The organism is Streptococcus huangxiaojuni (assembly GCF_040930515.1).
In the GTDB taxonomy this organism is placed as follows: domain Bacteria; phylum Bacillota; class Bacilli; order Lactobacillales; family Streptococcaceae; genus Streptococcus; species Streptococcus huangxiaojuni.
Genome location: NZ_JBFQEG010000013.1, coordinates 33,352 through 55,862 on the forward strand (window position 1 = coordinate 33,352; position 22,511 = coordinate 55,862).

Genomic DNA, 22,511 nt, shown 5'->3' on the forward strand with positions numbered 1-22,511 from the left:
GATTATTATATCATAATTTCGGAGGGAGTATGGCTAAGGAATTAACACCGGCGGAGAAAATGCTTAATGAGCTGAGACTGATACCTAAAATGATCACTGTACTAAAGCAAGACCTAGAAGCCACCAGAAGCGCCGTCTTAACTTCTCCGCAGTGGTCTGATATGAAAGTACTAGGCGGCGTTAAAAAGACGCAAGAAGACAAAAATATTGCGATTATCGACCTATCAGATTATAACTCAGCAGAACTAAAAAAACTAGTTAATCGAAAAGAAGAAATAATCAAAATTATTATGCAAATGCCAGACATGGTTTATAGGCATGTGCTGCTAACAACTTATGTCTCTTGTAACAGCTATGAAGAAGCTATGGATAAGCTGGAAATAAACAACCGCAATAAGTATTTCATGCTGAAGCGAAAAGCGACAAAAAGCTTAGATAACCTGCTCAAAAAGTCCATTTTTGATACTAAATGATACTAATTGATACTAAATGATACTAATTGATACTGATTTGATACTAAATGATACTCAAAAATACTGAGTAATGAGGTATTATAGTATTATCAGGAAAAACAAAAGGGGAGCACTTAGTCCTCCCCTCTTTTATATCACGCGCATTTTTTCTAAACTTAAAAACAAAAAAGCGTAAGTAAAAATTCTTACGCTTTCCGCCACATTGATTTGTGACGTTCCAGCAATCACTCCTTTACTTACAGCATACCACGCAAGCGTGGTTTAGCTGAGTGAAAGGAGGTGATTCCGTGGAACAACTAATCCTTGTTCTCATTTTACTATTTTTGCTAAAAAATAGCAATAGTAAATAGGGCGGAAAGCATAACCCCCCGAAGGCCTGACGCCCTTCGGGGGGGATCTCTAATAGCTCTTGTTTTGCGCGTGCTTTCAGAATATGCTAGATGAAGTCGCTTAATGCGGCTTTTTTACTGAATAAAAATAGAAATAAGGTTTGATTTAAGCTTAATATTCTTTAATAAAGGAGGCGGTGATAATGATAACGAACAAACAGCGAAAGGCTATTGATTTGCTGTTTGAAGGAAAGCTCAAAGACTATGAAGTAGCAGCTGAAGTTAAAGTGACACCTCAAACGCTTGTATCCTGGAAAAAGAAGCCTGAGTTTGTCGAGGCACTCAGAGAAAAAAGTATGAACTATGCGCAGACAACAATGATTTCACCGCTTCTAAAAAATCAGTTTAAGCTGGCATTAGCAGCTAGGTCTGAGATGGTGCGTTTTAGCGCGACAAAGGATTTATTGGATAGGCTTAATTTTACGATTGGAGAACAAAATATCAATCTTAAAGCTGAGCTTTCTGGTGCTATTGCATTTATAGAGGACGTACCCGAAAATGACTGAACAACTTGTTAAACGTGTTTCGATGACTAAAGTTTTAGGGAGCGGCTATAACCGCTTTTTTCATTGTCGTAATTTTTATAGGGTGGTTAAAGGCGGACGTGCCTCAAAAAAATCAAAGACAGCAGCACTTTGTCATATCCATGATATCTTAAAATTCAAATGGGCTAATTTGCTGGTGGTACGCAGGTACTCAAATACAAATAAACAGTCAACTTACACAGATTTAAAGTGGGCTACTAATCAGTTAGGCGTTAGTGATTTGTTTCAATTTAACGAAAGTCTACCAGAAATCACTGTTAAAGCAACAGGACAAAAGATACTTTTCAGAGGACTTGATGATCCACTGAAAATAACTTCAATCACTGTTGATGTAGGTATTCTTTCTTGGCTTTGGGTAGAAGAAGCGTATCAGATTGAAACGCAAGAAAAGTTTGAAACACTGATTGAGTCTATACGCGGCAGTGTAGATGATCCAACGTTTTACAAACAAGTCACCATCACATTTAACCCTTGGTCGGAAAGACATTGGCTAAAATCGGCATTTTTTGACAAAGAAACACGTAAGAAAGATGTTTTTGCGTTAACAACCACCTATAAAACTAATGAGTGGCTGGACGAACAGGATATCGAGCGTTACGAAGATTTATGGCGGACTAATCCTAGGCGTGCTGCGATTGTCGCTAATGGTGACTGGGGTGTTGCTGAAGGATTGGTTTTTGATAACTATGAAGTGCGTGACTTTAATATTACAGAAACAATAAAACGTGTTGGTGAGACAACGGCGGGGTTAGATTTTGGATTTACCAATGACCCAACAACTTTTCCAAGACTAGCTGTGGATTTAGAAAATAAAGAATTATGGATTTACGCCGAACACTATGAGCATGCTATGACTACGCAAGATATTTTTGATATGGTTGAACGTGAAAATATGCTTAAGTCTTATATTTCAGCCGATAGCGCTGAACAACGCTTGATATCAGAACTAAGAGCTAAAGGCGTTAGAGGCATAACTGCTTCTATTAAAGGACGGGGAAGTATTAATGCTGGTATTGATTTTATGAAACAATTTAAAATAATTATACACCCATCTTGTACAAAGACTATTGAAGAATTTGATACTTATGTGTACAAGCGAAATGAAGATGGGGAGTGGCTAAATGAACCGGTAGATGCAAACAACCACATCATAGACGCGATAAGATATGCGCTTGAAAAGTACCATATCCAAAACAAGAAAATAGATATAGACAAGACCTTGGCAAATGTTAAAGGTCTTTTTTAAATGGGAGTAAAAATGTTAAAAGTTAATGAGTTTGAACAAGGATTTGATACGCCGGCTTCAGCAAGAAGGGATAATTTGATATTTGATGACAAAGCAAATCAACATTTTGTTTATCATGATATAGACGAACTATTAAAGAGTAATAAAGGGCGTAAAAGTTTGCGTGATATGATTGAGGTTTTTTTGACATATCAAAAACCGCGCTTAGAGACTTTAGACGCGTATTCGCGAGGTAACAACGAAACCATCTTATCGGGGGCCCGCAGGGTAGATGAACGTAAGTCTGATTATCGAGTACGGCACAATTTGGCGGGTTACATTTCAGATTTTGTAACTTCATATGCGATTAGTCAGCCTGTATCTATCAGCATCAAAAATCAAACTGATACAACAGATGAGATTGAAGTGATAGACTGGGAAAATGACATTGTTACACTCAATTATGAATTAGGCTATGATGCCAGCCGATTTGGCCGAGCCTTCGAACTATTGTTTAGAGATAGTTCAAATATTGATAGAGCGGTAATTATTAGTCCTCTTGAAATTTTTGTCATACGCGATGACACTGTTGAGCGTAATATTATTGCAGCAGTGCATCTACCAGTCATTGATGGGAAAATCAGAATGTCTGTGTATACAAAAGATGATTGCATAACTTACAAGCCGTTTTCTAACAATTCAATTAGGCTGGTTGAAGAAAAAAGGGTACCACATCTATATAAAGACGTGCCAGTTGTAGAGTGGTGGAACAATCGTTTCCGTCAAGGAGATTTTGAAGCAGTTTTGCCATTAATAGACGCATATGATGCGGCACAGTCTGATACAGCTAACTATATGAGTGACCTTAATGACGCGACACTTGTTTTAAGAGGAGATTTAGAAGGCGCAGGATTAAATGGTGAAGCGATTGTCAAGATGGAAGATGCCAATATTCTACTTCTTCAATCCGGTGAAATTGATGGTAAGCAGACAGACGTTTCAGCGGATTATATTTATAAGCAATACGATGTAACAGGAACTGAGGCTTATAAAGAGCGCTTGCTGAATGATATTTACAAATTAGCTAAAGTGCCGAATTTGACAGATGATAGTTTTAACACGACATCATCAGGCATTGCATTAATGTACAAAATGATAGGGTTGGAGCAGAACAGAGCATTCAAAGTATCTTTCTTTACTCGCGCTTTACGCCGTCGATATGAACTAATAGATAACTTACGCAAACAGGTTAATCAGCCAAGGCTGAATGCGCAAGACCTAATATTTACTTTTCACGCTAACATTCCTCAAGATGTTTGGGCTGAAATTAAGGCGGTTATCGAGGCGGGCGGGTACATCTCGCAGCAGACCTTACTAGATAATGCAACTTTTACAGATTACACCGAAGAAGTCAAAAGAATAGCAAAGGAAAACGGTGCAAGTGATTTAGAAGTAAATAGTTTAATTGGTGGCGATGATGGTGAAGACAATTGATAATAAGCGTTATAACGCAGAGCGAAAATATCAATCTGAGATAGCCAAGCGAAACTTAGAGCAAGATGAGGTTTTGAAATCGCTGTATGAAGAGTCACGTAAGCGGGTGCAGCAACAGATAGACAATTTTTATTTTAAGTATGCGAGCAATAACGGTTTAAGCGTAGCTGAAGCCCGCAAACTTGCTAGCGAAATGGATGTCACTAAATTCAATGATAGAGCGCGTGAAGCTGTTAGAACAAAAGATTTTAGCAAAGATACTAATAGCTTTTTGCGCTTATATAACTTAAAACTTAAAACCAGCAGATTAGAATTGCTAAAAGCTGAAATTGATTTGGAGGCTAGGAGCTTAACTGCAGATGCAAATAGTTTGTTTGACAAGGCTAGGCAAGATACTCTCATCAGAGAATTTAAACGACAAGCAGGAGTGCTTGGTATATCTAAAACTAGCGTACCGAATAACATTAAAGCAATTCTTAATGCAGATTTTTATGGGGCAAAATTCTCAGAGCGTGTTTGGGGGCCTCAAGGTGTATATAGTAATTTACAACGTGATTTATTCGGGTCTCTAAACAGGATATATACTGACATGGCAGGTTACAAGAAAGAACGAGCGTACTTATCGCAACGTTACAATGTTAGTCTATCTAATGCGCAGAGATTGTTAAAGACAGAGATGTCACGTATCCGGGCGGATACAGAACTCAAGATGCTAAAAGATAATGGATTTACTCATATGATTTACGTCGCTGAGTCCGGAGCATGTAGAATTTGCGCACCCTTAGACGCAAAAGCAATCCCTATTGAAGATGTTAGTCCTGGTGTTAATATGTACCCCATGCACCCAAACTGTGTATGCAGCGCTTACGGTCATATCAAAATGGATTACAAATCAGGCGGAAGCTCATTAGACCGTGAGGCAGTCAATGGTGTTTGGGACTCTAACGATTTTCCAGAAGCTAAAACTTGAAACGATCTAAATTAATCAAGCACCTAGAGAAATCTAAGTGCTTTTTTGTATCCGCAAATTAAAAAAATATGCCTTGAAATCAAGGTTTTTTATTTTGCCCAAACCGTGCTAGTGGCATAAAACCTTGCATGAGTTCGGGGAGGTTGCCCGTAAAAAGCGTAAAGAAAGGAGCCTAAAAATGGCAGAAGAGAACATCACTATTGATGCAGAAACCCAAACTGAAGGAGCTAGCACTCAGGAAAAACAGGTTACTGTAGCAGAAATGCAGCGCAGAATTGCGAAGGTGGAAAAGCAGTATCAGAAGGAATTGGAAAGCGTAAATAGCGAGACTGATAAGCGGATTGCTGAAGCTTTGGAAAAGTATAAAGCGGAAGCAGAATTGAGTGGTAAAGAGCTTGAAGAGTACCGCAAAAAAGAAGCTGAGCGTGAGAAACAAGAGCTACTAGCAAAAATTGAAAGCCTAGAAAAAGATAAGACGCATAAAGAGCTGACCGATGAAGCTATTAAAACTTTAGGGACACGCTCACTGCCGGTAAATGAAAAAATCTTAGGTTTTGTTGTAAAGGAAACTGCAGATGAAACATTGCAGGCTATTGATGATTTAGAAGCTATTATATCAGACGTTAAAAGCCAGTTTGCACAGACTGAGCCACCAAAAACAAGTAACTCTGCATCTGCGCCTACTGAAAATAGAGGTGATATTTTCCGCAAGGCTAATATCAGAAATAAACATTAAAAAAGGAGTTTAAACAATGACTGTACAAACATTTAATCCAGAGCATGTTTTAGTTTCTCAGCAAAAAGATGGGACACTAATCACGCCTTATACTAACTTAATTTTAAAAGAAGTTGCTGAAACATCAGCAGTCATGCAGCTAGGTAAATACGTTGAAATGAGTGGTAAGCAGGAAGTTACTACATCTATTCAAACAGATGGGATTTCTGCTTATTGGGTAAATGAAACTGAGAAAATCCGTACTAACAAGCCTGAAGTTGTGCCTGTTAAGCTGCGTGCACACAAACTGGGTGTTATTTTACTTGCTTCTCGTGAAGCTCTGCAGTACACTTGGGCACAATTTTTCGAAGATATGAAACCGCAAATTGTTGAAGCATTCCGAACTAAGATTGATGAAGCAGGGATTTTAGGAGTAAACAATCCATTTGCTAATTCAGTTGAAAAAGCAGTTAATGCCACATCTAATGTTATTACTGGGGCTGTTAACTTTGATAATGTATTAGCGCTTCAAGATAAGCTTTACGATGCAGATGTGGAAGCTAATGGTATTATCTCTAAAGTTCAAAATCGTTCAGCATTACGCGAAGCGCGTGATGGAAATAAAATTTCTATTTACGACCGCTCAGCAAATACTGTTGATGGAATTCAGGTTGTGGATATCAAATCAGCTAAGCTGCCTAAAGGTACTCTGTTTGCTGGCGACTTTGACCATCTTATTTACGGTGTGCCATACAATATCAGCTACAAAATTTCAGAGGAAGGTCAGATTTCGACAGTGACGAATGAAGATGGCACACCTGTCAATCTCTTCGAACAAGAAATGATTGCTTTGCGTGCGACTATGGATATTGCTGTGATGGTGACAAAAGACACTGCATTTGCTAAGCTGTCCGCTGACGGTGCTCCTATCGTCTAGTTGGAGGCTCTTATGAGTTTTAAAGTAGCTAAGGCTTTTAGAGATGGTGAAGATGAACTCCATCTCTACAAAATAAAAGCAGTTTACCCACGCAAGGGATTCAATCCTACACAGGAACGCATTGACTTTTTAGTGTCAAAAGGGTTTATCACTGAAGACAAACATAAAAAGAAAGAAGGTTAAATAAATGGCTGATACTAGACGATTGGAGAAAATTAAACGTCGTTTAGGTATAGAGCCAGACGACAAAACAGAAGACCTGCTAATTACTGATTTGATTGATGACGCCGAGGCGCATTTCAAAGGTTTGACCGGTGCCGAAAGTGTTGCTGATAAATATGCATATATCATTGATAATGTTGTTTATAAAATGTATCAGCGAAAAGGCAGTGAAGCGGTTGAAAAAGAAACAGTTGACGGCTACTCTGTGACTTACACAGGCTGGGCCGATTTTTTTGAGCCGTACAAACCCATCTTAGATCGAGATTTTGGAGGTGAAGACAGCTCAGGGCGAAAAGCAGGAAAGGTGGTGGTGCTTTATTAAAACTCCACATCGCATAACTTTGTTAGAGAGTTATCAAGAAGCTGTGTACAACCCTAAAACAGGTGACTATGATGAGGTAATAGGCTTGAAAAAAACTGTGCCTTGTCTTGTTAATTTTATCAATCAAGCAAAAAACTTTGAGGAATACGGTAACAGAACTGATAAAGTTATGATTTGCAGGTTTAATAACAGACAGGCCCCCTTTCAAAAAGCTATTTATGCGGGCGAAGAGTATGTGCCAGTAGAAACGATTGATACCCCTAAAAAGTCTGTTCGTCTCAAATGGACAGGAGGAATTGTATGAGTGCTTCTGTGACTTGGCGGGGCATGTCTGAAGCTTTAACCAAGCTTGCTACTGCTCAAACAATGACTGACAAATCCGTACACAATGTTGTAAAAAATGCGACAGAAAAGACAAAAGCAAACGCTAAAGAAAAAGCACCTGTTGACACAGGATTTATGAAAGCTCATATTAAGACATCTTACCCTGCACAAAAAACGGGTGAAGTCCGGTCTGAAGCTGGCTATTCAGGTTTTGTTGAGTATGGGACTAGATATATGTCGGATCAGCCGTTCATGAAACCGGCTCTAGAAGAAGCAGTGGAGGAGTACAAAAGTGACTTACTGAAAGCAATGAAAGGAGCTTTTAAATGACACCAAATAACGCTATTTTTAGGAGCTTATTTTTGGTTCTTTCAGGACTTGCCAGTGTGTTTGATTATTTACCTGACGCTCAAACAAAATACCCATTCATTTTTTTAGGCTCTTCATCAAACACCCTTACCCCTGTTCTTGATTTCTATGGATCGGCTAGGCAGACTATACACGTGTATGCCAAAAGGACGCAACGCAGTCAGTTAGATGAACTTGTATCGAAAATACACAATGAAGCACTGAAACTTCGTAAGGGGTATGGGTATCATCTTGACTTAACTGGATATACCGAAAATCTTATTGTAGATAATAGCGATGTGCAGCCGTTGCTGCACTGTGTTATTGACCTAACTTATACATTCACAAAGGAGGAAGAATAATGGCAGAAGTTATTTCTGGCAAAAATTTAATTTTGTTTTTCCGGAAATATGATAATAGAGCGACAGAAGACGCATCGAAATTGCGCTTTCAAACCGAACACTCTATTTCACTGGAAAATGAGACCGAAGGAACGATTACCAAAGATGGGAATATTAATACTATTTCCGATGGAGAAAACACAATTTCCATTACATCTCTAGCTTATATTGATGATACGGAAACGATTGAAACATGGCGTGAGCTTCGAAAATATTTTAAGCAAAAAGCTTTAGTTGAGGTATGGCAGATTGATACGGCCAGTGCGACTGGCGATCAATACGATGCGGAATACTATCAAGGTTATTTCAGTTCATTCGAACTTTCAGCGCCAGCTGATGACAAAGTAGAATTATCGTTTGAATTTGCTATAAACGGCAACGGTGCCGAAGGCACTGATGTTTTGACCGATGAACAAAAACAAGCTGTTGCTGCAGTTCAATATGAGTATGCTAAGATGGCTAAAACTGGTGAATAATTTTTAGGGCACAAGAGATAACCCTATATCTCTTGTGCTTTTCTTTTGGAATTGAGGAAAAAATGGAAATTAAAATTAACGACGCAAAATATCCGTTGCACTTTGGCTGGGCTTTTTTGAAATATATCAATAGCAAACGCGGTCTGACGAGCGAAGGCGTTTCGATTGGTACAGGAGGAATGCTTGCATTGACAGCAGGCGCTGAGATGAGGGACCCAGAAATGTTAAAAGATATTATTAAAGGTGCGACAGAAACCGATAGTAATAAACCAAGTGATCGTGACATTGAAGCGTATATCGAACAGCTTATTGTTGATGATAAATTTTTACCTGTTTACGATGAAATTTATAGTGAAATAAAAAAGCAACCGGTCTTGATGCAAGCAGCAGCCGGCAATCAGGTAGTGGCGAAAGTGAGCAAGGCATAATCAATGATTATGATGACTTAATTGCTTTGTGCATGGCTAGACACAATTTGACATTGCAAGAAGCATCAAGAGTAACACCAGCACAATTTGCTATCTACTCAAAGGCCTTTAAGATTGAAAGACAAGAAGATGAGTTTAGATGTGCTTTGTCAGCGTGGTTTAGCCAAACGGTTCAAGCCACGAAAGGTAACGGTAAGAACGTTAGGCCGGCTTATCAGAAATTCAGCGATTTTTATGATGAAAAGACTAAATTCGCTGCAATTTTTGACAAAGAACAAACATCGAAGCGTTTAAGTTTAGCGGATAAGAACAGACTTTTAAACAAACAACGGAAAGGAGGAATAAATGGCAGATTTTAGCTTGACCGCTGTTTTAAAGGCTGATACAACAGGATTTAAAGCGGGGATAGCGAGTGCAAAAACTGGATTAGATCAGCTCAAACAGAGTACCGGGGATAAAATGCAAGCGATTGGAAGCACTATAGGAAGTGTAGGTCGCGCAATGACTGCAGGGTTGACTGTTCCTTTAGCAGCTGTAGGTGCTGCAAGTGTCAAGGCTTTTTCTGATTTTGATACGGCATTAGTTGGAGTAAAGAAGACGACAGGACTTTCCGGTGCTGCATTAAAAGAGTTCGGCGGTGACATACTAAAAATGAGTCGGACAATGCCAAACAGCGCGACTGAAATTGCAAACCTGGCAGAAGTAGCTGGCCAGCTCGGTATAAAAGCCGGAAAGAGCGGACAGGGATTACTAAACTTTGCAAAAATAGCTGCGCAAATGGGTACTGCAACTAATATGAGTTCAGAACAAGCAGCAAATGCCATGGCTCGAATTGCTAATATTACGCAGATGCCACAAAAAAACTTTGCCAAATTAGGTTCGACTATCGTTGCACTTGGAAATAATATGGCAACGACAGAGTCCGAGATTACTGAAATGGGGCTTCGTTTAGCAGGTACAGGCTCTCAGATTGGTTTGACAGAAGCGCAAATTATGGGACTTGCAGCTGCTATGAGTTCGGTCGGTATTAATGCTGAGGCGGGTGGTTCTAGTTTTAGCCGGGTTATGCAAAAAATGAATACTGCTGTCGCTCAAGGCGGTAAGAAGTTAAATAACTTTGCAAAAGTAGCTGGTCAAAGCGCAGAACAATTTGCACAAACATGGAAAACAAATCCGCAAGAGGCCATCACAAGCTTTATTAAAGGCTTAGGAAAGGTAAAAGATAGTGGCGGAGATGTTACGGCCACATTAAAAGAATTAGGTATTAATTCAATACAAGAAATTGACACAATGGCACGTTTAGCAGGTGCTGGTGATTTAGTATCTGAAGCATTTGGATTAGCTAATGACGCTTGGGAAAAGGGCACAGCATTGCAAAAAGAAGCTGATAGTGCCGCAAGCTCTTTTGCCAGTAAAATGAAAAAGCTAAAAAACGCACTTTTTGAGGCCAGAACGGTGATAGGTGAGCGTTTGGCGCCGTATGTTGAAAAACTGGCCAAATTTATTTCAAATTTGGTTAAAAAGTTTAATGATTTACCGCCGTCAGTACAAGATGGCATTGTTTTGTTTGCAGCTATTGTGGCAGTTGTTGGACCTTTTTTGATAATAATAGAGAAAATAGTCAGCAGTATAGATACTCTGATAAGCGTTTTTAACAAATTAGGCGGTGTTATTAGTTTTTTAACAAGTCCTATCGGGCTAGTCATCGTTGCATTAACGGCTTTAGTCGCTTTGATTATATATCTCTGGAATACAAACGAAGATTTCAGAAACGCTGTTAAGGCAATATGGGAAGCCATCAAAACTAGTTTTATTATTGCATGGGAAGCTATTAAAGCTGCCTGGGGTGTTGCAGCTGATTTTTTTAAAGGTATTTGGGAGGCTATTAAAGAACCCGCAATGGCACTTTGGGACGGAGTAGTTGCTGTCTGGACAGCTATTGTTGAAACTGTGAAAACCATTTGGGGGGCTTTAAGTGAATTCTTCGGTGGTTTGTGGTCTGGAATTGTAGAAACTGCGACGGGTGTTTGGAATAGCTTTGTAGAAGGGATAACACCTATCGTTGAGGCTATCCAAAATCTTTGGGGAGCTTTAAGCGAGTTCTTTTCCACATTATGGACTGGCATAGTTGAGACTGCTCAGATGATTTGGCAAGGTTTAACAGAAATCTTTGCTCCTATTATAGAAGCGATACAGACACAGTGGCAAGTTTTGCAACCTTATATCAGTGTAATTTGGGAAGGGATAAAAGCTTTAATTAGTGCAGCTATGGATTTTATCTCAAACATAATTCAAACTGGAATGTCTATCATTTCCGCAGCGTGGGACGCTGTTTGGAATGCAATAGGCAGTGTTGTTCAGACTGTCTGGAATGTTATCACAACTTTTGTTAGCGATAGTATTAACATTGTTTCTAATATCATAAAAGCAGTGACAGCAGCTATTAAAGGTGATTGGCAAGGTGTTTGGGATGCTATCAAGAATATTGCGACAACAATATGGAATCAAATTAAAAGCGTTGTGACAACAACAATTAATGTCCTTAAAAACACACTCACATCTGTAATGAATGCAATCAGTTCAATGATGAGCAGTGTTTGGAACTCTATTCGTTCTGCTGTAACTAGCATTATCCAAGGAATGGTTAATGCTGCGGTTAATGTTTTCAACAGTTTGAAAAACAGTGTTTCAAATATTGTTAGCAACATTGGCAGTGTTCTGCGCGGACTAGCAAATATTGACCTTGCTGCTGCAGGTCGAGCAATAATTAACAGTTTTTTAAACGGCTTAAAATCAGCATTTGAAGGTGTTAAAAGTTTTGTTAGCGGCATCGCAAGCTGGATTGCAGAACATAAAGGACCTATCCAGCAGGACCGCAAACTGTTAATTCCAGCCGGTAAAGCGATTATGAGTGGTTTTAATCAAAGTTTGATTAGCAAATTCAAAGATGTTAAAAGCACAGTTGCTGATGTTACTAAACATATTATTAACGCTTTCGACTTTGCTGATGGATTTGAAACAGATTTATCAAACACAGTTAATCAAAGTTTATCAAGTAATTTGGATATGCAAATAGGACGTAAGCAGCAACCTTTGCTGCTCAATCTGACGTTAGGCGGCAGAGATTACAGCTTGTTCGTAGATGATATCACAGACAAGCAAGAGACAAATGCACGATTGAGGGCTAATTATTAAGGAGGGGTAAAATGTACGATTATCAAACAATGCATAAGAGCGCTACAGGAAAAGATAATGCTCGTCCCTCTGATGACTTGATGATTAATAGTAGATACGTTAGTGATTTAGTCGATGGCTATAGACAATTATATGTAAGTGGTCGTGGATTAGTTGGACAAGAAATCAATACGGTAACCATTCCGCGCCGAGCAGGCGTTTGGGTTGACGAAACACGAACGGAAGAGATTGAAATAAAAATCTATTATCAATTGACTGCTAAAACATCATCGGAATTGCGCAATAAATTTACATTACTTAATAAAATTTTGCGGGGCGCTGTATCAGGTGCAGGCAGCCCTGCCCTGACCATCTCATTTGCTGATGAGATAGAGTATGACACGACTGCTTATTTAAAAGAAGTCGAGAGTATACCGGAACAGTCCTTATCACTAAAATCAAGTTTCACTCTGCTAGTTCCTGACCCTTATAAAAGGCAAAAAGACAAGCAAATGTCTTCTGGCAATATAGCGCTAACGGAAGCTTATGAAGTTTTACCAGAAAGAATAGTGGCTTATGCGGAAAGTAACACCACAACTATTTCTGTGACTAATGGCAGAACAACAATAGCTTTTAAAGGTCAGTATTTGCTAGGGAGAGAGTTAGAGATTATCTGGAAATCAGATGAGGTTACAGCTACTTTTGATGGTAAAAACATTTTGTACGAAATGACAAATTTATCTATACCAGAAGATTTTTATATCAGGGATAAAGACTTAATCAGGGGGACAAATTTAACAATTCAAACAGTTGAGTGGAGGGACAAAAGGCTATGATTTATCTTTTTGACAACCAAGAACGGCTTATCAAGCTTATACGCCGTACAGCTATTAAGTCTCTGTCTCAAACTCAAACTTTGACTGATACTAAATATGTATCAGATAGAATGACAGCAGAAGTTAAGGTGTTGCCAGATAACTTGCTTGAAGAAGCTGAGTATATTGCGATACCTACGCAGAATAGTAAAAATCAATATCATTTTTACTTTTTGGCAGCGCACGAAACAGACGCCGGAGTAACAACACTTGAAGGAACTCAGGTTGGGATAGAGGAATTAAGAAAAACTACGATTAAAGATATCAGGCCAAACAACAGCTTCCCACGGCCCGTCATTGATAGGTTATTGACAGGCACCAACTGGCAGGCAAGAAATGTGTTTGAAAGCATTAGAGCTTCTACGACATTTTATTATTTGTCAATTTTTGAGGCGCTGCAAAAAGTTTGTGAAGTCTGGTCATTAGAAATGCAGTTTTTCGTTGAAATATCAGGCAACGAGATTACCGCTAAGTATATTGACTTCAGAAAACAAATCGGTGCTAACGCAGGGAAACGTGTTGTCTGGGGACATAATGCCTTAAAAATTATCCATCGTGCAGAGAAAACAGACCTTGTGACTGCTGTTATTGGCCGCGGACGCGGCGAGCAAGTATCTTCAGCAGAAGAGACAGGTAATGAAGCAGATGGTTACGGCCGTAAAATTACATTTGCTGATGTCGTTTGGACGAAGCCGAAAAATCCGGTTGATAAGCCACTTGGACAAGAGTATGTTGAATTACCTAGTGCTACAGCCATTTACGGCATTAAAACACCTAAAGGCATGATGCCGAAAGTCGGAATGGTTGAGTTTGATACAGATGATAAAGCAGACTTATTGCAAAGGACTTATCAGTATTTGTTAGAAAAGTCGCACCCACAAGTTACGTTTAAAACCACAGCTGCATATCTAAATGCTGGAATTGGAGATAGAGTAAGGGTGGTTAGACGTGATAGAAATTTAGATTATACAACACGAGTCTTTGAAGTCACAATAGATCGTCTGACAAATTTAGCATCTGATATTAAATTAGGAGATAGGTTAAACGTTTCTGAAGCTCTCAGAGCCCAACAATTAGCTAGACAGTTATCTGATACAGTTATTCGTAGCACTAACAATCATGTAACAGCTTTAATCAGCGCAAATGGCCTTAATACCAATTGGTACAGCGATGGAACTCCACCAGCTGAAAAAGTAAAAAGTGGCGATATCTGGTATAGGCTAGACCCAGAAAACGAAACTGAACGGATTATGTATTATTGGGACGGTGAAAACTGGATTGAAATACTTCGTACATCGGATACTGATACTGTTCAAAAAGCCCTTGACGAAATGCAGCCAAAGCTAGAAGAAGCTGCAAATAATGCTGTTGAACATAACCAAAAGTTAAACGATGCATACGCGCAGGCTGAGGTGGCAAATAACTTAGCAGAAGAAGCAAAGAAAACGGCATCTGAAAACAACAGCAAACTAAACGCAGTGAAAGAAACTGTTGATACGTACGTGCGTACTATCGGCTCAACTGAAGGTGAAATTGGAGCTAAAATTAGCCAGCTAGTGATGACTGATAGCGCATTTGTTACTCGTGTTGGCGATTTAACTTTTGGTGAGACTGGCAATTTGATTGCAGATCCAGTTGAATTTACAAATTACGCAGCAATCAATCCAAAAGATAGTTTAAAAATCTCAAAAGTTAACTGGGGATCGTATAAAGGACTAAAAATAGCTGTTACAGATGGCACAGCCAATGTTGGCTTTAAGATACCACTAACTAAAAATGTTTTAAAAGCTGGAACTTACTCGTATCGTATACGCATTGTTGTTGATAAGCTAACTGACTTGATATCAATAGCACTTGGAACTGGTATGCAAACTGATGATAGTCCTATATCTATAAACAGGTGGATATTTACAACAACGGGAAGTCGGGTAGTGATTGGAAGCTTCACTCTTGATAAAGATATGACTTTTGACACCTATCCTTTTAGGGTCTATCTAAAAGGTGATGGTCAGATTGCTGTACAAGAGATTACACTAGTAAAAGGTACAACTGTCCCTACAACATTTATACGCACAGAAGATAGTACAGCAAGCATTTCCGAGGTTAGCCAACTAGCAGGCTCTTGGGCAGTGCGAAATCTCAACTCATCCGGCGATGTGCTCAATCAGATTAACCTTAACAAAGACGGCTCCGTTTTAATCGATGGGTCATTAGTTAGGATTACTGGTAAGACAGTTATTGACGACGCAACTATAGCGTCATCAAAGCTGATTAATGTGTCTGCTGATAAAATAACCACCGGAACGCTAAATGCTGGAAACGTTAATGTTATCAATCTAAATGCCTCAAACATTACCACAGGGACGATGACCGCCAATCGTATTAATGGCGGGATATTAACAGCAAACAATGGCCGGACTACTTTTAACCTCAACAATGGCCGTCTTGATATGGACAATAATGGTGAAGGTTGGGGGACAGCTTATGATGCAGCTGGAATATCTTTTTACGGTGGAAGCACTCGTATGGTGTCTTGGGGTGGTTATATTAACAGCAGTAAAAAACCTATAGGGACACTGTTGAATGTTGCAAAAGGCTATAAATACGCACTTACTTTCGGTAATTATCAGGGCGGAGGCTTTGAATTTAGCGGTGATGATGGGTCTGTTTACATGAACAAAGTACGTGCTAATTATCTTTATTCAGCATATTACGGGACTAACGAGTCGAACGGCTTGCGACTTATCAGAGGACAAACTTATAATGTCTGGGGCACTGGAATAGAAAGCACTGTTAATAACGGAGCCGGAATATACTTTCGGGACGATGGCCGTTTTATTTTAAAAAGCAGAGGGACAGTCTACGATTTTAACGATATGTGGAATACTTTAATTAATACTGTAACAGCCATTTTTAATGCATCTGAACCAAAATACAGTTACTCAGTTTCATTCCCATCTAAATTACCGTAAAGGAGGTTACATGGACATTAATCAAAATATACAAAGCAAACTAGCGTTCGAAGTTGCTCAGCTGACATTGGACAAAGCGACGCTACAAGCGCAGATTGAGCAGTTGCAGGAGCAGTTGAATGCTCAACAGCAAACCGAAAACTATACAGAGGTGACAGATGACTAAGATTAACTACAGGGTCTCAACGCTGTACCCCTCACTGGACAGCGAAGGGAAGATAACTAAGACTAATGTCACAATCATCAGCGATAAGCCGTATATTGTCATCAGCGCTGATTTGTCAGGTGATTTTACCAAAGCATCGGAACAAGAGCTGATACAAGCTGCTTTAGATAATTACTTTAAAAAGCAGTACGTGGACTACGCTATGCCAGAAGCTATTCAGCGGGTGGACGAAATGTCCACCATCATTGATACGGCTAACGCTAAACTGGCAGAGCTAGACCAAGCACTGGAAGCCAGCAGAATGCAAATGGCGGAAATCGCTGAAACGTCTGAAACCTCTCAAATGGTGCTGCTTGATATTATTGAGCAGCTATATGCAAAAGGAGTGATTGCAGATGACGACATTGAGCTATTGGATAGCGAAGCTGAAAGCAGCGACGCAGAAAATTAAGGAAACTAAGGAAGAAGGGATTGACATGATGGTTAAACTTTACGTGATTAATATTTTAGCAGGCCGTTGGCCTTACAGGCGTGTACCGGCTCCACTTAAGCCAAAAGTATATGCACAGCTTGAATTAGCGGTTGAAGACGCAGATTTATTAGCAGAGCTTACTAAAGAGGATTAGGGTATGGAAAGGAGAAAGCTAATTGATGAAGCCTGAGTATCAAGTACTAATTACCTTTATAGGTTTTGCTATCACCGTTTATAGCTTTTACAATGTCTTAAGAGCTAAAAGCATTGAGCAAGCAACAAGAATTAATACTATTGAGCTCAAGGTAGAGCTTTTAGAAAAGAACTTAGAAACACATACAAGACGACTTGATGACCACGACAAGCAGAACCAAGCTTTAGTTGCTTTTGCAGAACAAATCAAAAACTTGACAGAAGACGTAAAAGAACTCAAAGCCATGATTAAAGAAAGAGGAAATGAATGATTATAAACATCATGAAAATGATTGAAGAACTTATCGAAAACATCACACTTGTTATTGTTATTTTAGGGGCGCTGTCCCCTCTTTTTTATCAGTTCTTGCTCTGGCTCAAAGCGAGAACTGCAAATGCACGCATCAAGGTTTTGGAAGATTATGCTATGCGCGTTGTACAAGCCTTAGAACAGTATGCCAATTTTGCAGGAAGTGATAAGAAAAAGCTGGCCCTGCAGAAACTATCAGAATACATAGCGGAAAGCCCGCTTAAATTTAAGGTATCGGCCAATCAGCTGGACGATTTGATAGAAGCAGCGGTCAATAAACTTAAAGACAGTTCAACGCCAGGTGTCAAAGTTGAGCAGGAAACTATCTTTAACGATGATTTAGAAATTGGTGCTGTCACTTTATCAGATGATGAACAAGCAGCTGCAGTAGCAGAATTTGAAAAATACTTAGCCGGAGAAGGTGAGTAGATGAAGAAGAACGATTACTTTATTGATGTGTCCGGTTGGCAACCGGCTGATTTAACAGCGATTTGTCAAGCTGCGGGCACTCAAAACACCATCATCAAAGTATCCGAAGGAACAAACTATGTGTCTGCTTATCGTCAGACGCAAGCTAATACGAGTAATCCGGTTGGCTATTACCACTTTGCACGTTTCGGCGGGTCTACAGCTCAGGCTGTGGCAGAAGCAAACATGCTGCTGACTTATTTGCCAAGCAAGAAAGTTAGTTATCTCGTTTGTGACTATGAGGACAGCGCCAGTGCTTCGAAAGCAGCAAATACAACGGCTATTTTAGCCTTTATGGACAGAGTAGCACAGGCAGGTTATAAGCCTATCTATTACAGCTACAGGCCTTATACTTTGCAATATGTGGATTATCAGCAAATCCTAGCTAAGTATCCTAACAGCTTATGGATTGCTGCCTATCCAAATTATAATGTAACACCAAATCCGGTATGGTCTGTGTTTCCATCAATGGACGGTATCCGATGGTGGCAGTTTACAAGCACTGGGATTGCCGGCGGCCTTGACAAAAATATTGTTTTGATTGACAGTGACAGCGCAGCATCAGCTGCAGAAACAGCAGAAGAAATTTTAAATGCAACAACAGGAGGAAATCATATGTATACAGTAGGAGCTAAAGATAGAGGCATTGGCGTAGTTGACGGCGGTGCCTTTTTTGGATTGCAAAAAGCAACAGACCCCGTTAAATATTGGGACCAAGGAGTGAAACACATCACAGTATCAACAGAAACATTCGATGTACTGCAAGCACAGGCAGTTAATGCTAAAATTTCAAAGACCAATGAATTGCTGGAAAAACTCCTTAAGAAATAGATTGCTGCTTGTAGCAGGCCTAATTGCTTTGATAGCAGCGCCTGCTGTTATTAAAGCCCACACAGCAAAATTCACAGTGCATGAGACTAATGAGTATTTCACCCGCTTAGCTGCAGAAGGAAGCGGTATTGATTATGATGGCGCTTACGGTATGCAATGCGTAGATGTCGCCTATATGTGGTCCGGTCATTTTGTGGATGTGTCTTTGCTGTTGCATGGTAATGCTATTGACTTACCAGCTTCAGCACAGTCATTAGGCTATGAGATTGTTCCGGCTGACAAAAGTCCACGGGTTGGGGACCTTTTTGTTAAAACAGAGGCCGGCCATGACTTCGGTCATACTGGCTACATTTGGCAGGTTGACCCAGATGGCACTATCTGGACTGTTGAGCAAAACATAGGTGATTACAGCAATCTGTACTACGGTACGCCGGCTCAGATTGTGCACAGGGATTTGTCAGACATGGTCTGCTACATCAGAGTAGCTTATCAAAAATAAGCTTAAGCACAAGCAGGCGACAATATAAAAAAAGAAAGCAGGTATCTCCTTACCGTCTTAGCGTTAGACGTAAAAAGCGCAGTCTGCTTGTGTGTTAATATAGTTTTTTCTAATAATTATAATAAAAACTACCGCTCATCAAATGAGCGGTTTTTTGTTTTTTATACTTTTTTTATAAAAAATCCCCCTTTTCTATTGAGAAAACGGATGTAATGTTGTAAAATTAATATATAATAAAATAATGTAAGATATAGGCTATACTATTTGCACAGGTGACAGATGTGGCGCTTGTGTTATTTTTTATTAGTGGATTTGCCAAAGGGAGATTAAAGCCTAATATCACTTTGCCTCTCAAATGATAAAGGAGGTTTTAGCTATGCATAAAAAGTTAGAAGCAGTTATAAAATATATTATTGATGTTAAACGGGTAACAGATGTTACACCAAAAAAATTACAAAAGTTGCTTTACTACGTTCAATCATGGCACTTAGCACTAACAGCTGAAAATGACAATGAGGATGAGTTAACCTCTTCTTTGATGTTCCCAGCTGATTTTGAAGCTTGGGTTCATGGTCCTGTTATTCCAGAAGTGTATACATATTTTAAAGATTATCGTGGAACAAACATTGACCATAGCGGTTTCGAAATTAATTATGAAAAAATCTTGAACAAGGATGAACTTTCTTCAATTGATGAAGTTATCGAAATTTATGGTAATTTTGATGGCAACCAATTAGAGACTTTATCTCATAATGAGTATCCGTGGCAAGAAGCCAGAAAAGGGTTAAAACCATTAGAAAGCAGTCATAAGACCATTTCAACTAAAACAATTTTTCGTTTTTATGCTGAAAGGTTGGTATAATTGTGTCTAAAAGAAAGAAAAGTAAAATTCCTTCTTCATCTCCAAAGGCGAATAGAATACCACAACAGAAAAGCCCTGAAAATGAAATTATCTTTGATTTCTCATATTCTAACTGGATAAAATCTTATTCTAATAAAAGTAAGGATTTTACGAGTTACTTAAAAGATGATAGCATGTACGCTGAGTATATAACGAAAATCTTAAACAAACTGATTCCGACAATAACTAAAGAATGGTCGCCACAAAAGAATAGCCAATTTCAACATTGTCACGAAATTCCTACTAATGATGAAGCATTTCAAAAATATAAGATTGCAATTCAAGACTTACATCGTATTGATGCTGAACAATTATCTCTTTGGCAATTTGGTTTGAATGGCTCTATAAGATTAATTTGTAATTTTTCTAGTAATAGAATTTTTCCGTTATTAATTGACTACCATCATTTAGGATATAGTTCTAAAAAATATAATCAAAAAGATTATAAAAAGTATAAATTTTGTCCTGTAGAAGAATACTCATAATTATTCCTCTAGCTACTTTTGCTAGAGTTTTTTTGAAGGGGCAAAAAAGGGGCAGAATTTACGAAAAGCTCCGAAAAAATGCGTTAAAAAATTGGAAGAACAAACTCTAAAACCTTTATTTTGTAGGGTTTCGCTAATTGATGGAAGAAACCGCAAGACTGTAAATGTTCTCGGGCTCTTATCTTGTTAAAAAAGCAAAGAATAGCTGAACGGCCAAATATGGTTCTGAAGTTTAAAAGCAGCAGCCCGATTTGAGTGTCTATTTAGCGGCATAAGATGGCAGTAAGTGATGATGGTGGAAAGTATTTTGCCGGATAAGCCTATATTTAAGTTTAAAGGATTGGAGCAGGCTTATCAGATTTGAGATATCCGGATAACCTCAGCATCGCTGCAGACCCGAAAGATGCTGGCATTTGGATGTGGGATATGCCTATGATGCTCAAACCATTGCTATTTACCAAGGACAAAATCAATTGACTTCATGATTCCGATAAAATCAAGATAAGCTTGAAGAAGAGGACAGAACTCTGCCGGTCAGACATCGTTATTGGTTTTGGGACAGCTCTTTGAAAATATAAGAAAAAAGTCTTGACTTTGGTCTTAGTTTTTTGGTATGATTATGAATGGTATTGTTTACCCCATTTGAAAGGCCCCGGAACCCTTCAAATACCTTGTGGACCGGAACATCCACTGCTAGTAAACATAAAGATTTGTATAGGAGAAATCATGAATAAAACAACATACATGGCTAAGCCAGGTGAAGTTGAACGCAAATGGTACCTTGTTGATGCGACCGATGTGCCGCTTGGACGTCTGTCAGCTGTTGTTGCCAGTGTTCTTCGAGGAAAAAATAAGCCTACTTATACCCCCCACACTGATACCGGTGATTTTGTTATTGTTGTCAATGCTGAAAAAGTAAAATTGACTGGTAAAAAAGCAAGCGACAAAATTTATTATACGCACTCAATGCACCCTGGCGGTCTAAAACAAATATCTGCAGGAGAATTGCGCTCCAAAAATGCTGTGCGCTTGATCGAAAAATCAGTTAAGGGTATGCTTCCGCACAATACTCTTGGTCGTGCACAAGGCATGAAGCTGAAAGTATTTGTCGGCTCAGAGCACACCCATGCGGCTCAACAGCCAGAAGTGCTCGATATCACAGGACTTATCTAAGAGAGAAAGGAGCATCAATAAATGGCACAAGCACAATATACAGGTACCGGACGCCGTAAAAATGCAGTGGCTCGCGTTCGTTTAGTCCCAGGAACTGGTAAAATTACAGTAAATAAAAAAGATGTTGAAGATTACATCCCTCGTTCTGATTTGCGCCTTATTATTAATCAGCCGTTTGCCGTAACGTCAACAGCAGGTTCTTATGACGTTTTTGTCAACGTTGTAGGCGGCGGTTATGCAGGACAATCTGGAGCCATTCGCCACGGTATTGCCCGTGCGCTTCTTCAAGTTGACCCTGACTTCCGTGATTCACTTAAACGCGCAGGCCTCCTTACCCGTGACGCCCGTATGGTTGAACGGAAAAAACCAGGTCTTAAGAAAGCTCGTAAAGCATCACAATTCTCAAAACGTTAATTATCAGCGATATACCGACGTTTCAAAAGGGGCTGGGCAAAAACTAGCTTCAGTACACAAAAAAACGGGCAATTCCGCAGTTGGAGATGCCCGTTTTCCTGTGCCATGGTTTATAATGATAATAACACAAAACAATTAGAAAGCCATGACCATGTACAAAGAGTATAACACAAATCAGTTGAATTTGGAACTAAATCTTGCTTACGATATTCCCATGAATCATGAGGTTAGACTCATCAGTCTTTTTGTGGACAGTATCCCTAATCATGTTTTGCTGGAAGAAAAGTCTCATACTGGCCGACCCGCTTTT

At 39.3% G+C, this 22,511-nt stretch carries 28 protein-coding genes and 1 pseudogene; all 29 read left to right on the plus strand.

Going from position 1 to position 22,511, the window contains the following annotated elements; genetic code table 11:
• The first annotated feature begins 29 nt into the window (after nucleotides 1–29).
• The 29 genes and pseudogenes from AB3329_RS07920 (at nucleotide 30) to rpsI (ending at nucleotide 22,201) form a co-directional block, all read left to right on the plus strand.
• Nucleotides 30–473, plus strand: a complete 444-nt coding sequence (locus AB3329_RS07920) for a DUF1492 domain-containing protein (RefSeq protein WP_368395352.1) — start codon at nucleotides 30–32, stop codon at nucleotides 471–473.
• A gap of 532 nt (nucleotides 474–1,005) precedes the next feature.
• Nucleotides 1,006–1,368, plus strand: a complete 363-nt coding sequence (locus AB3329_RS07925) for a phBC6A51 family helix-turn-helix protein (protein ID WP_368395353.1) — start codon at nucleotides 1,006–1,008, stop codon at nucleotides 1,366–1,368.
• Nucleotides 1,361–2,653, plus strand: coding sequence for a PBSX family phage terminase large subunit (locus AB3329_RS07930; protein WP_368395354.1), 1,293 nt, complete (start codon nucleotides 1,361–1,363; stop codon nucleotides 2,651–2,653). Before AB3329_RS07925 ends, AB3329_RS07930 begins: the two co-directional genes overlap by 8 nt.
• A gap of 12 nt (nucleotides 2,654–2,665) precedes the next feature.
• Complete coding sequence (locus tag AB3329_RS07935; protein ID WP_368395355.1) at nucleotides 2,666–4,126, plus strand: phage portal protein; 1,461 nt, start codon at nucleotides 2,666–2,668, stop codon at nucleotides 4,124–4,126.
• The gene (locus AB3329_RS07940) at nucleotides 4,107–5,096 is read left to right on the plus strand and encodes a minor capsid protein (protein WP_368395356.1); all 990 of its coding nucleotides are present in this window, start codon (nucleotides 4,107–4,109) and stop codon (nucleotides 5,094–5,096) included. Before AB3329_RS07935 ends, AB3329_RS07940 begins: the two co-directional genes overlap by 20 nt.
• A 178-nt stretch (nucleotides 5,097–5,274) precedes the next feature.
• Nucleotides 5,275–5,832 (plus strand): capsid assembly scaffolding protein Gp46 family protein, encoded by a 558-nt coding sequence (locus AB3329_RS07945; protein WP_368395357.1) that lies wholly within the window; start codon nucleotides 5,275–5,277, stop codon nucleotides 5,830–5,832.
• A 16-nt stretch (nucleotides 5,833–5,848) separates the two neighbouring features.
• Nucleotides 5,849–6,748 (plus strand): phage major capsid protein, encoded by a 900-nt coding sequence (locus AB3329_RS07950; protein ID WP_368395359.1) that lies wholly within the window; start codon nucleotides 5,849–5,851, stop codon nucleotides 6,746–6,748.
• Nucleotides 6,749–6,760: 12 nt separating this feature from the next.
• A complete protein-coding gene (locus AB3329_RS07955) occupies nucleotides 6,761–6,931 on the plus strand; it encodes a hypothetical protein (RefSeq protein ID WP_368395361.1) in 171 nt (56 codons plus the stop codon).
• 4 nt (nucleotides 6,932–6,935) lie between these two features.
• The gene (locus AB3329_RS07960; RefSeq protein WP_368395363.1) at nucleotides 6,936–7,292 is read left to right on the plus strand and encodes a phage head-tail connector protein; all 357 of its coding nucleotides are present in this window, start codon (nucleotides 6,936–6,938) and stop codon (nucleotides 7,290–7,292) included.
• Nucleotides 7,237–7,596: a hypothetical protein gene (locus AB3329_RS07965; RefSeq protein ID WP_368395364.1), complete on the plus strand. Its 360-nt coding sequence runs from the start codon at nucleotides 7,237–7,239 to the stop codon at nucleotides 7,594–7,596. Before AB3329_RS07960 ends, AB3329_RS07965 begins: the two co-directional genes overlap by 56 nt.
• Nucleotides 7,593–7,946 carry an HK97-gp10 family putative phage morphogenesis protein gene (locus AB3329_RS07970; protein ID WP_368395366.1) on the plus strand — a complete coding sequence of 118 codons (354 nt, stop codon included), beginning with the start codon at nucleotides 7,593–7,595 and terminating at the stop codon, nucleotides 7,944–7,946. The genes AB3329_RS07965 and AB3329_RS07970 overlap by 4 nt, the downstream gene beginning before the upstream one ends.
• Nucleotides 7,943–8,326: a hypothetical protein gene (locus AB3329_RS07975; protein ID WP_368395368.1), complete on the plus strand. Its 384-nt coding sequence runs from the start codon at nucleotides 7,943–7,945 to the stop codon at nucleotides 8,324–8,326. The genes AB3329_RS07970 and AB3329_RS07975 overlap by 4 nt, the downstream gene beginning before the upstream one ends.
• On the plus strand, nucleotides 8,326–8,841 hold the full coding sequence (locus tag AB3329_RS07980) for a phage major tail protein, TP901-1 family (protein ID WP_368395369.1): 516 nt from the start codon (nucleotides 8,326–8,328) through the stop codon (nucleotides 8,839–8,841). The genes AB3329_RS07975 and AB3329_RS07980 overlap by 1 nt, the downstream gene beginning before the upstream one ends.
• A gap of 62 nt (nucleotides 8,842–8,903) precedes the next feature.
• The gene (locus AB3329_RS07985) at nucleotides 8,904–9,269 is read left to right on the plus strand and encodes a tail assembly chaperone (protein WP_368395370.1); all 366 of its coding nucleotides are present in this window, start codon (nucleotides 8,904–8,906) and stop codon (nucleotides 9,267–9,269) included.
• 47 nt (nucleotides 9,270–9,316) lie between these two features.
• Nucleotides 9,317–9,628 (plus strand): hypothetical protein, encoded by a 312-nt coding sequence (locus tag AB3329_RS07990; RefSeq protein WP_368395371.1) that lies wholly within the window; start codon nucleotides 9,317–9,319, stop codon nucleotides 9,626–9,628.
• Nucleotides 9,615–12,464 carry a phage tail tape measure protein gene (locus tag AB3329_RS07995; RefSeq protein ID WP_368395373.1) on the plus strand — a complete coding sequence of 950 codons (2,850 nt, stop codon included), beginning with the start codon at nucleotides 9,615–9,617 and terminating at the stop codon, nucleotides 12,462–12,464. The genes AB3329_RS07990 and AB3329_RS07995 overlap by 14 nt, the downstream gene beginning before the upstream one ends.
• Before the next feature lie 11 nt (nucleotides 12,465–12,475).
• On the plus strand, nucleotides 12,476–13,279 hold the full coding sequence (locus AB3329_RS08000; RefSeq protein WP_368395375.1) for a distal tail protein Dit: 804 nt from the start codon (nucleotides 12,476–12,478) through the stop codon (nucleotides 13,277–13,279).
• A complete protein-coding gene (locus AB3329_RS08005; RefSeq protein ID WP_368395376.1) occupies nucleotides 13,276–16,290 on the plus strand; it encodes a phage tail spike protein in 3,015 nt (1,004 codons plus the stop codon). Before AB3329_RS08000 ends, AB3329_RS08005 begins: the two co-directional genes overlap by 4 nt.
• Nucleotides 16,291–16,300: 10 nt before the next feature.
• Entirely contained in the window at nucleotides 16,301–16,456 is a 156-nt protein-coding gene (locus AB3329_RS08010; protein WP_368395377.1) for a hypothetical protein, read from the plus strand.
• Nucleotides 16,449–16,907 carry a hypothetical protein gene (locus tag AB3329_RS08015; RefSeq protein WP_368395379.1) on the plus strand — a complete coding sequence of 153 codons (459 nt, stop codon included), beginning with the start codon at nucleotides 16,449–16,451 and terminating at the stop codon, nucleotides 16,905–16,907. Before AB3329_RS08010 ends, AB3329_RS08015 begins: the two co-directional genes overlap by 8 nt.
• 25 nt (nucleotides 16,908–16,932) lie before the next feature.
• A complete protein-coding gene (locus AB3329_RS08020) occupies nucleotides 16,933–17,082 on the plus strand; it encodes a CD1375 family protein (protein WP_368395381.1) in 150 nt (49 codons plus the stop codon).
• Nucleotides 17,083–17,107: 25 nt separating this feature from the next.
• Nucleotides 17,108–17,392 carry a DUF7365 family protein gene (locus tag AB3329_RS08025; RefSeq protein WP_438272901.1) on the plus strand — a complete coding sequence of 95 codons (285 nt, stop codon included), beginning with the start codon at nucleotides 17,108–17,110 and terminating at the stop codon, nucleotides 17,390–17,392.
• Entirely contained in the window at nucleotides 17,389–17,859 is a 471-nt protein-coding gene (locus tag AB3329_RS08030) for a phage holin, LLH family (RefSeq protein ID WP_368395384.1), read from the plus strand. Before AB3329_RS08025 ends, AB3329_RS08030 begins: the two co-directional genes overlap by 4 nt.
• Nucleotides 17,860–18,456, plus strand: a pseudogene (locus AB3329_RS08035) (GH25 family lysozyme); the annotation flags it as partial.
• A 274-nt stretch (nucleotides 18,457–18,730) separates the two neighbouring features.
• Nucleotides 18,731–19,228: a CHAP domain-containing protein gene (locus AB3329_RS08040; protein ID WP_368395385.1), complete on the plus strand. Its 498-nt coding sequence runs from the start codon at nucleotides 18,731–18,733 to the stop codon at nucleotides 19,226–19,228.
• Nucleotides 19,229–19,604: 376 nt separating this feature from the next.
• Nucleotides 19,605–20,090 (plus strand): Panacea domain-containing protein, encoded by a 486-nt coding sequence (locus AB3329_RS08045; protein WP_368395386.1) that lies wholly within the window; start codon nucleotides 19,605–19,607, stop codon nucleotides 20,088–20,090.
• A 2-nt stretch (nucleotides 20,091–20,092) separates the two neighbouring features.
• Complete coding sequence (locus AB3329_RS08050) at nucleotides 20,093–20,614, plus strand: UU032 domain-containing protein (protein WP_368395387.1); 522 nt, start codon at nucleotides 20,093–20,095, stop codon at nucleotides 20,612–20,614.
• Between the two features lie 726 nt (nucleotides 20,615–21,340).
• Nucleotides 21,341–21,787, plus strand: coding sequence for a 50S ribosomal protein L13 (rplM, locus tag AB3329_RS08055; RefSeq protein ID WP_368395389.1), 447 nt, complete (start codon nucleotides 21,341–21,343; stop codon nucleotides 21,785–21,787).
• 21 nt (nucleotides 21,788–21,808) lie between these two features.
• A complete protein-coding gene (gene rpsI / locus AB3329_RS08060; protein ID WP_067064006.1) occupies nucleotides 21,809–22,201 on the plus strand; it encodes a 30S ribosomal protein S9 in 393 nt (130 codons plus the stop codon).
• The last annotated feature ends 310 nt before the right edge of the window (nucleotides 22,202–22,511 follow it).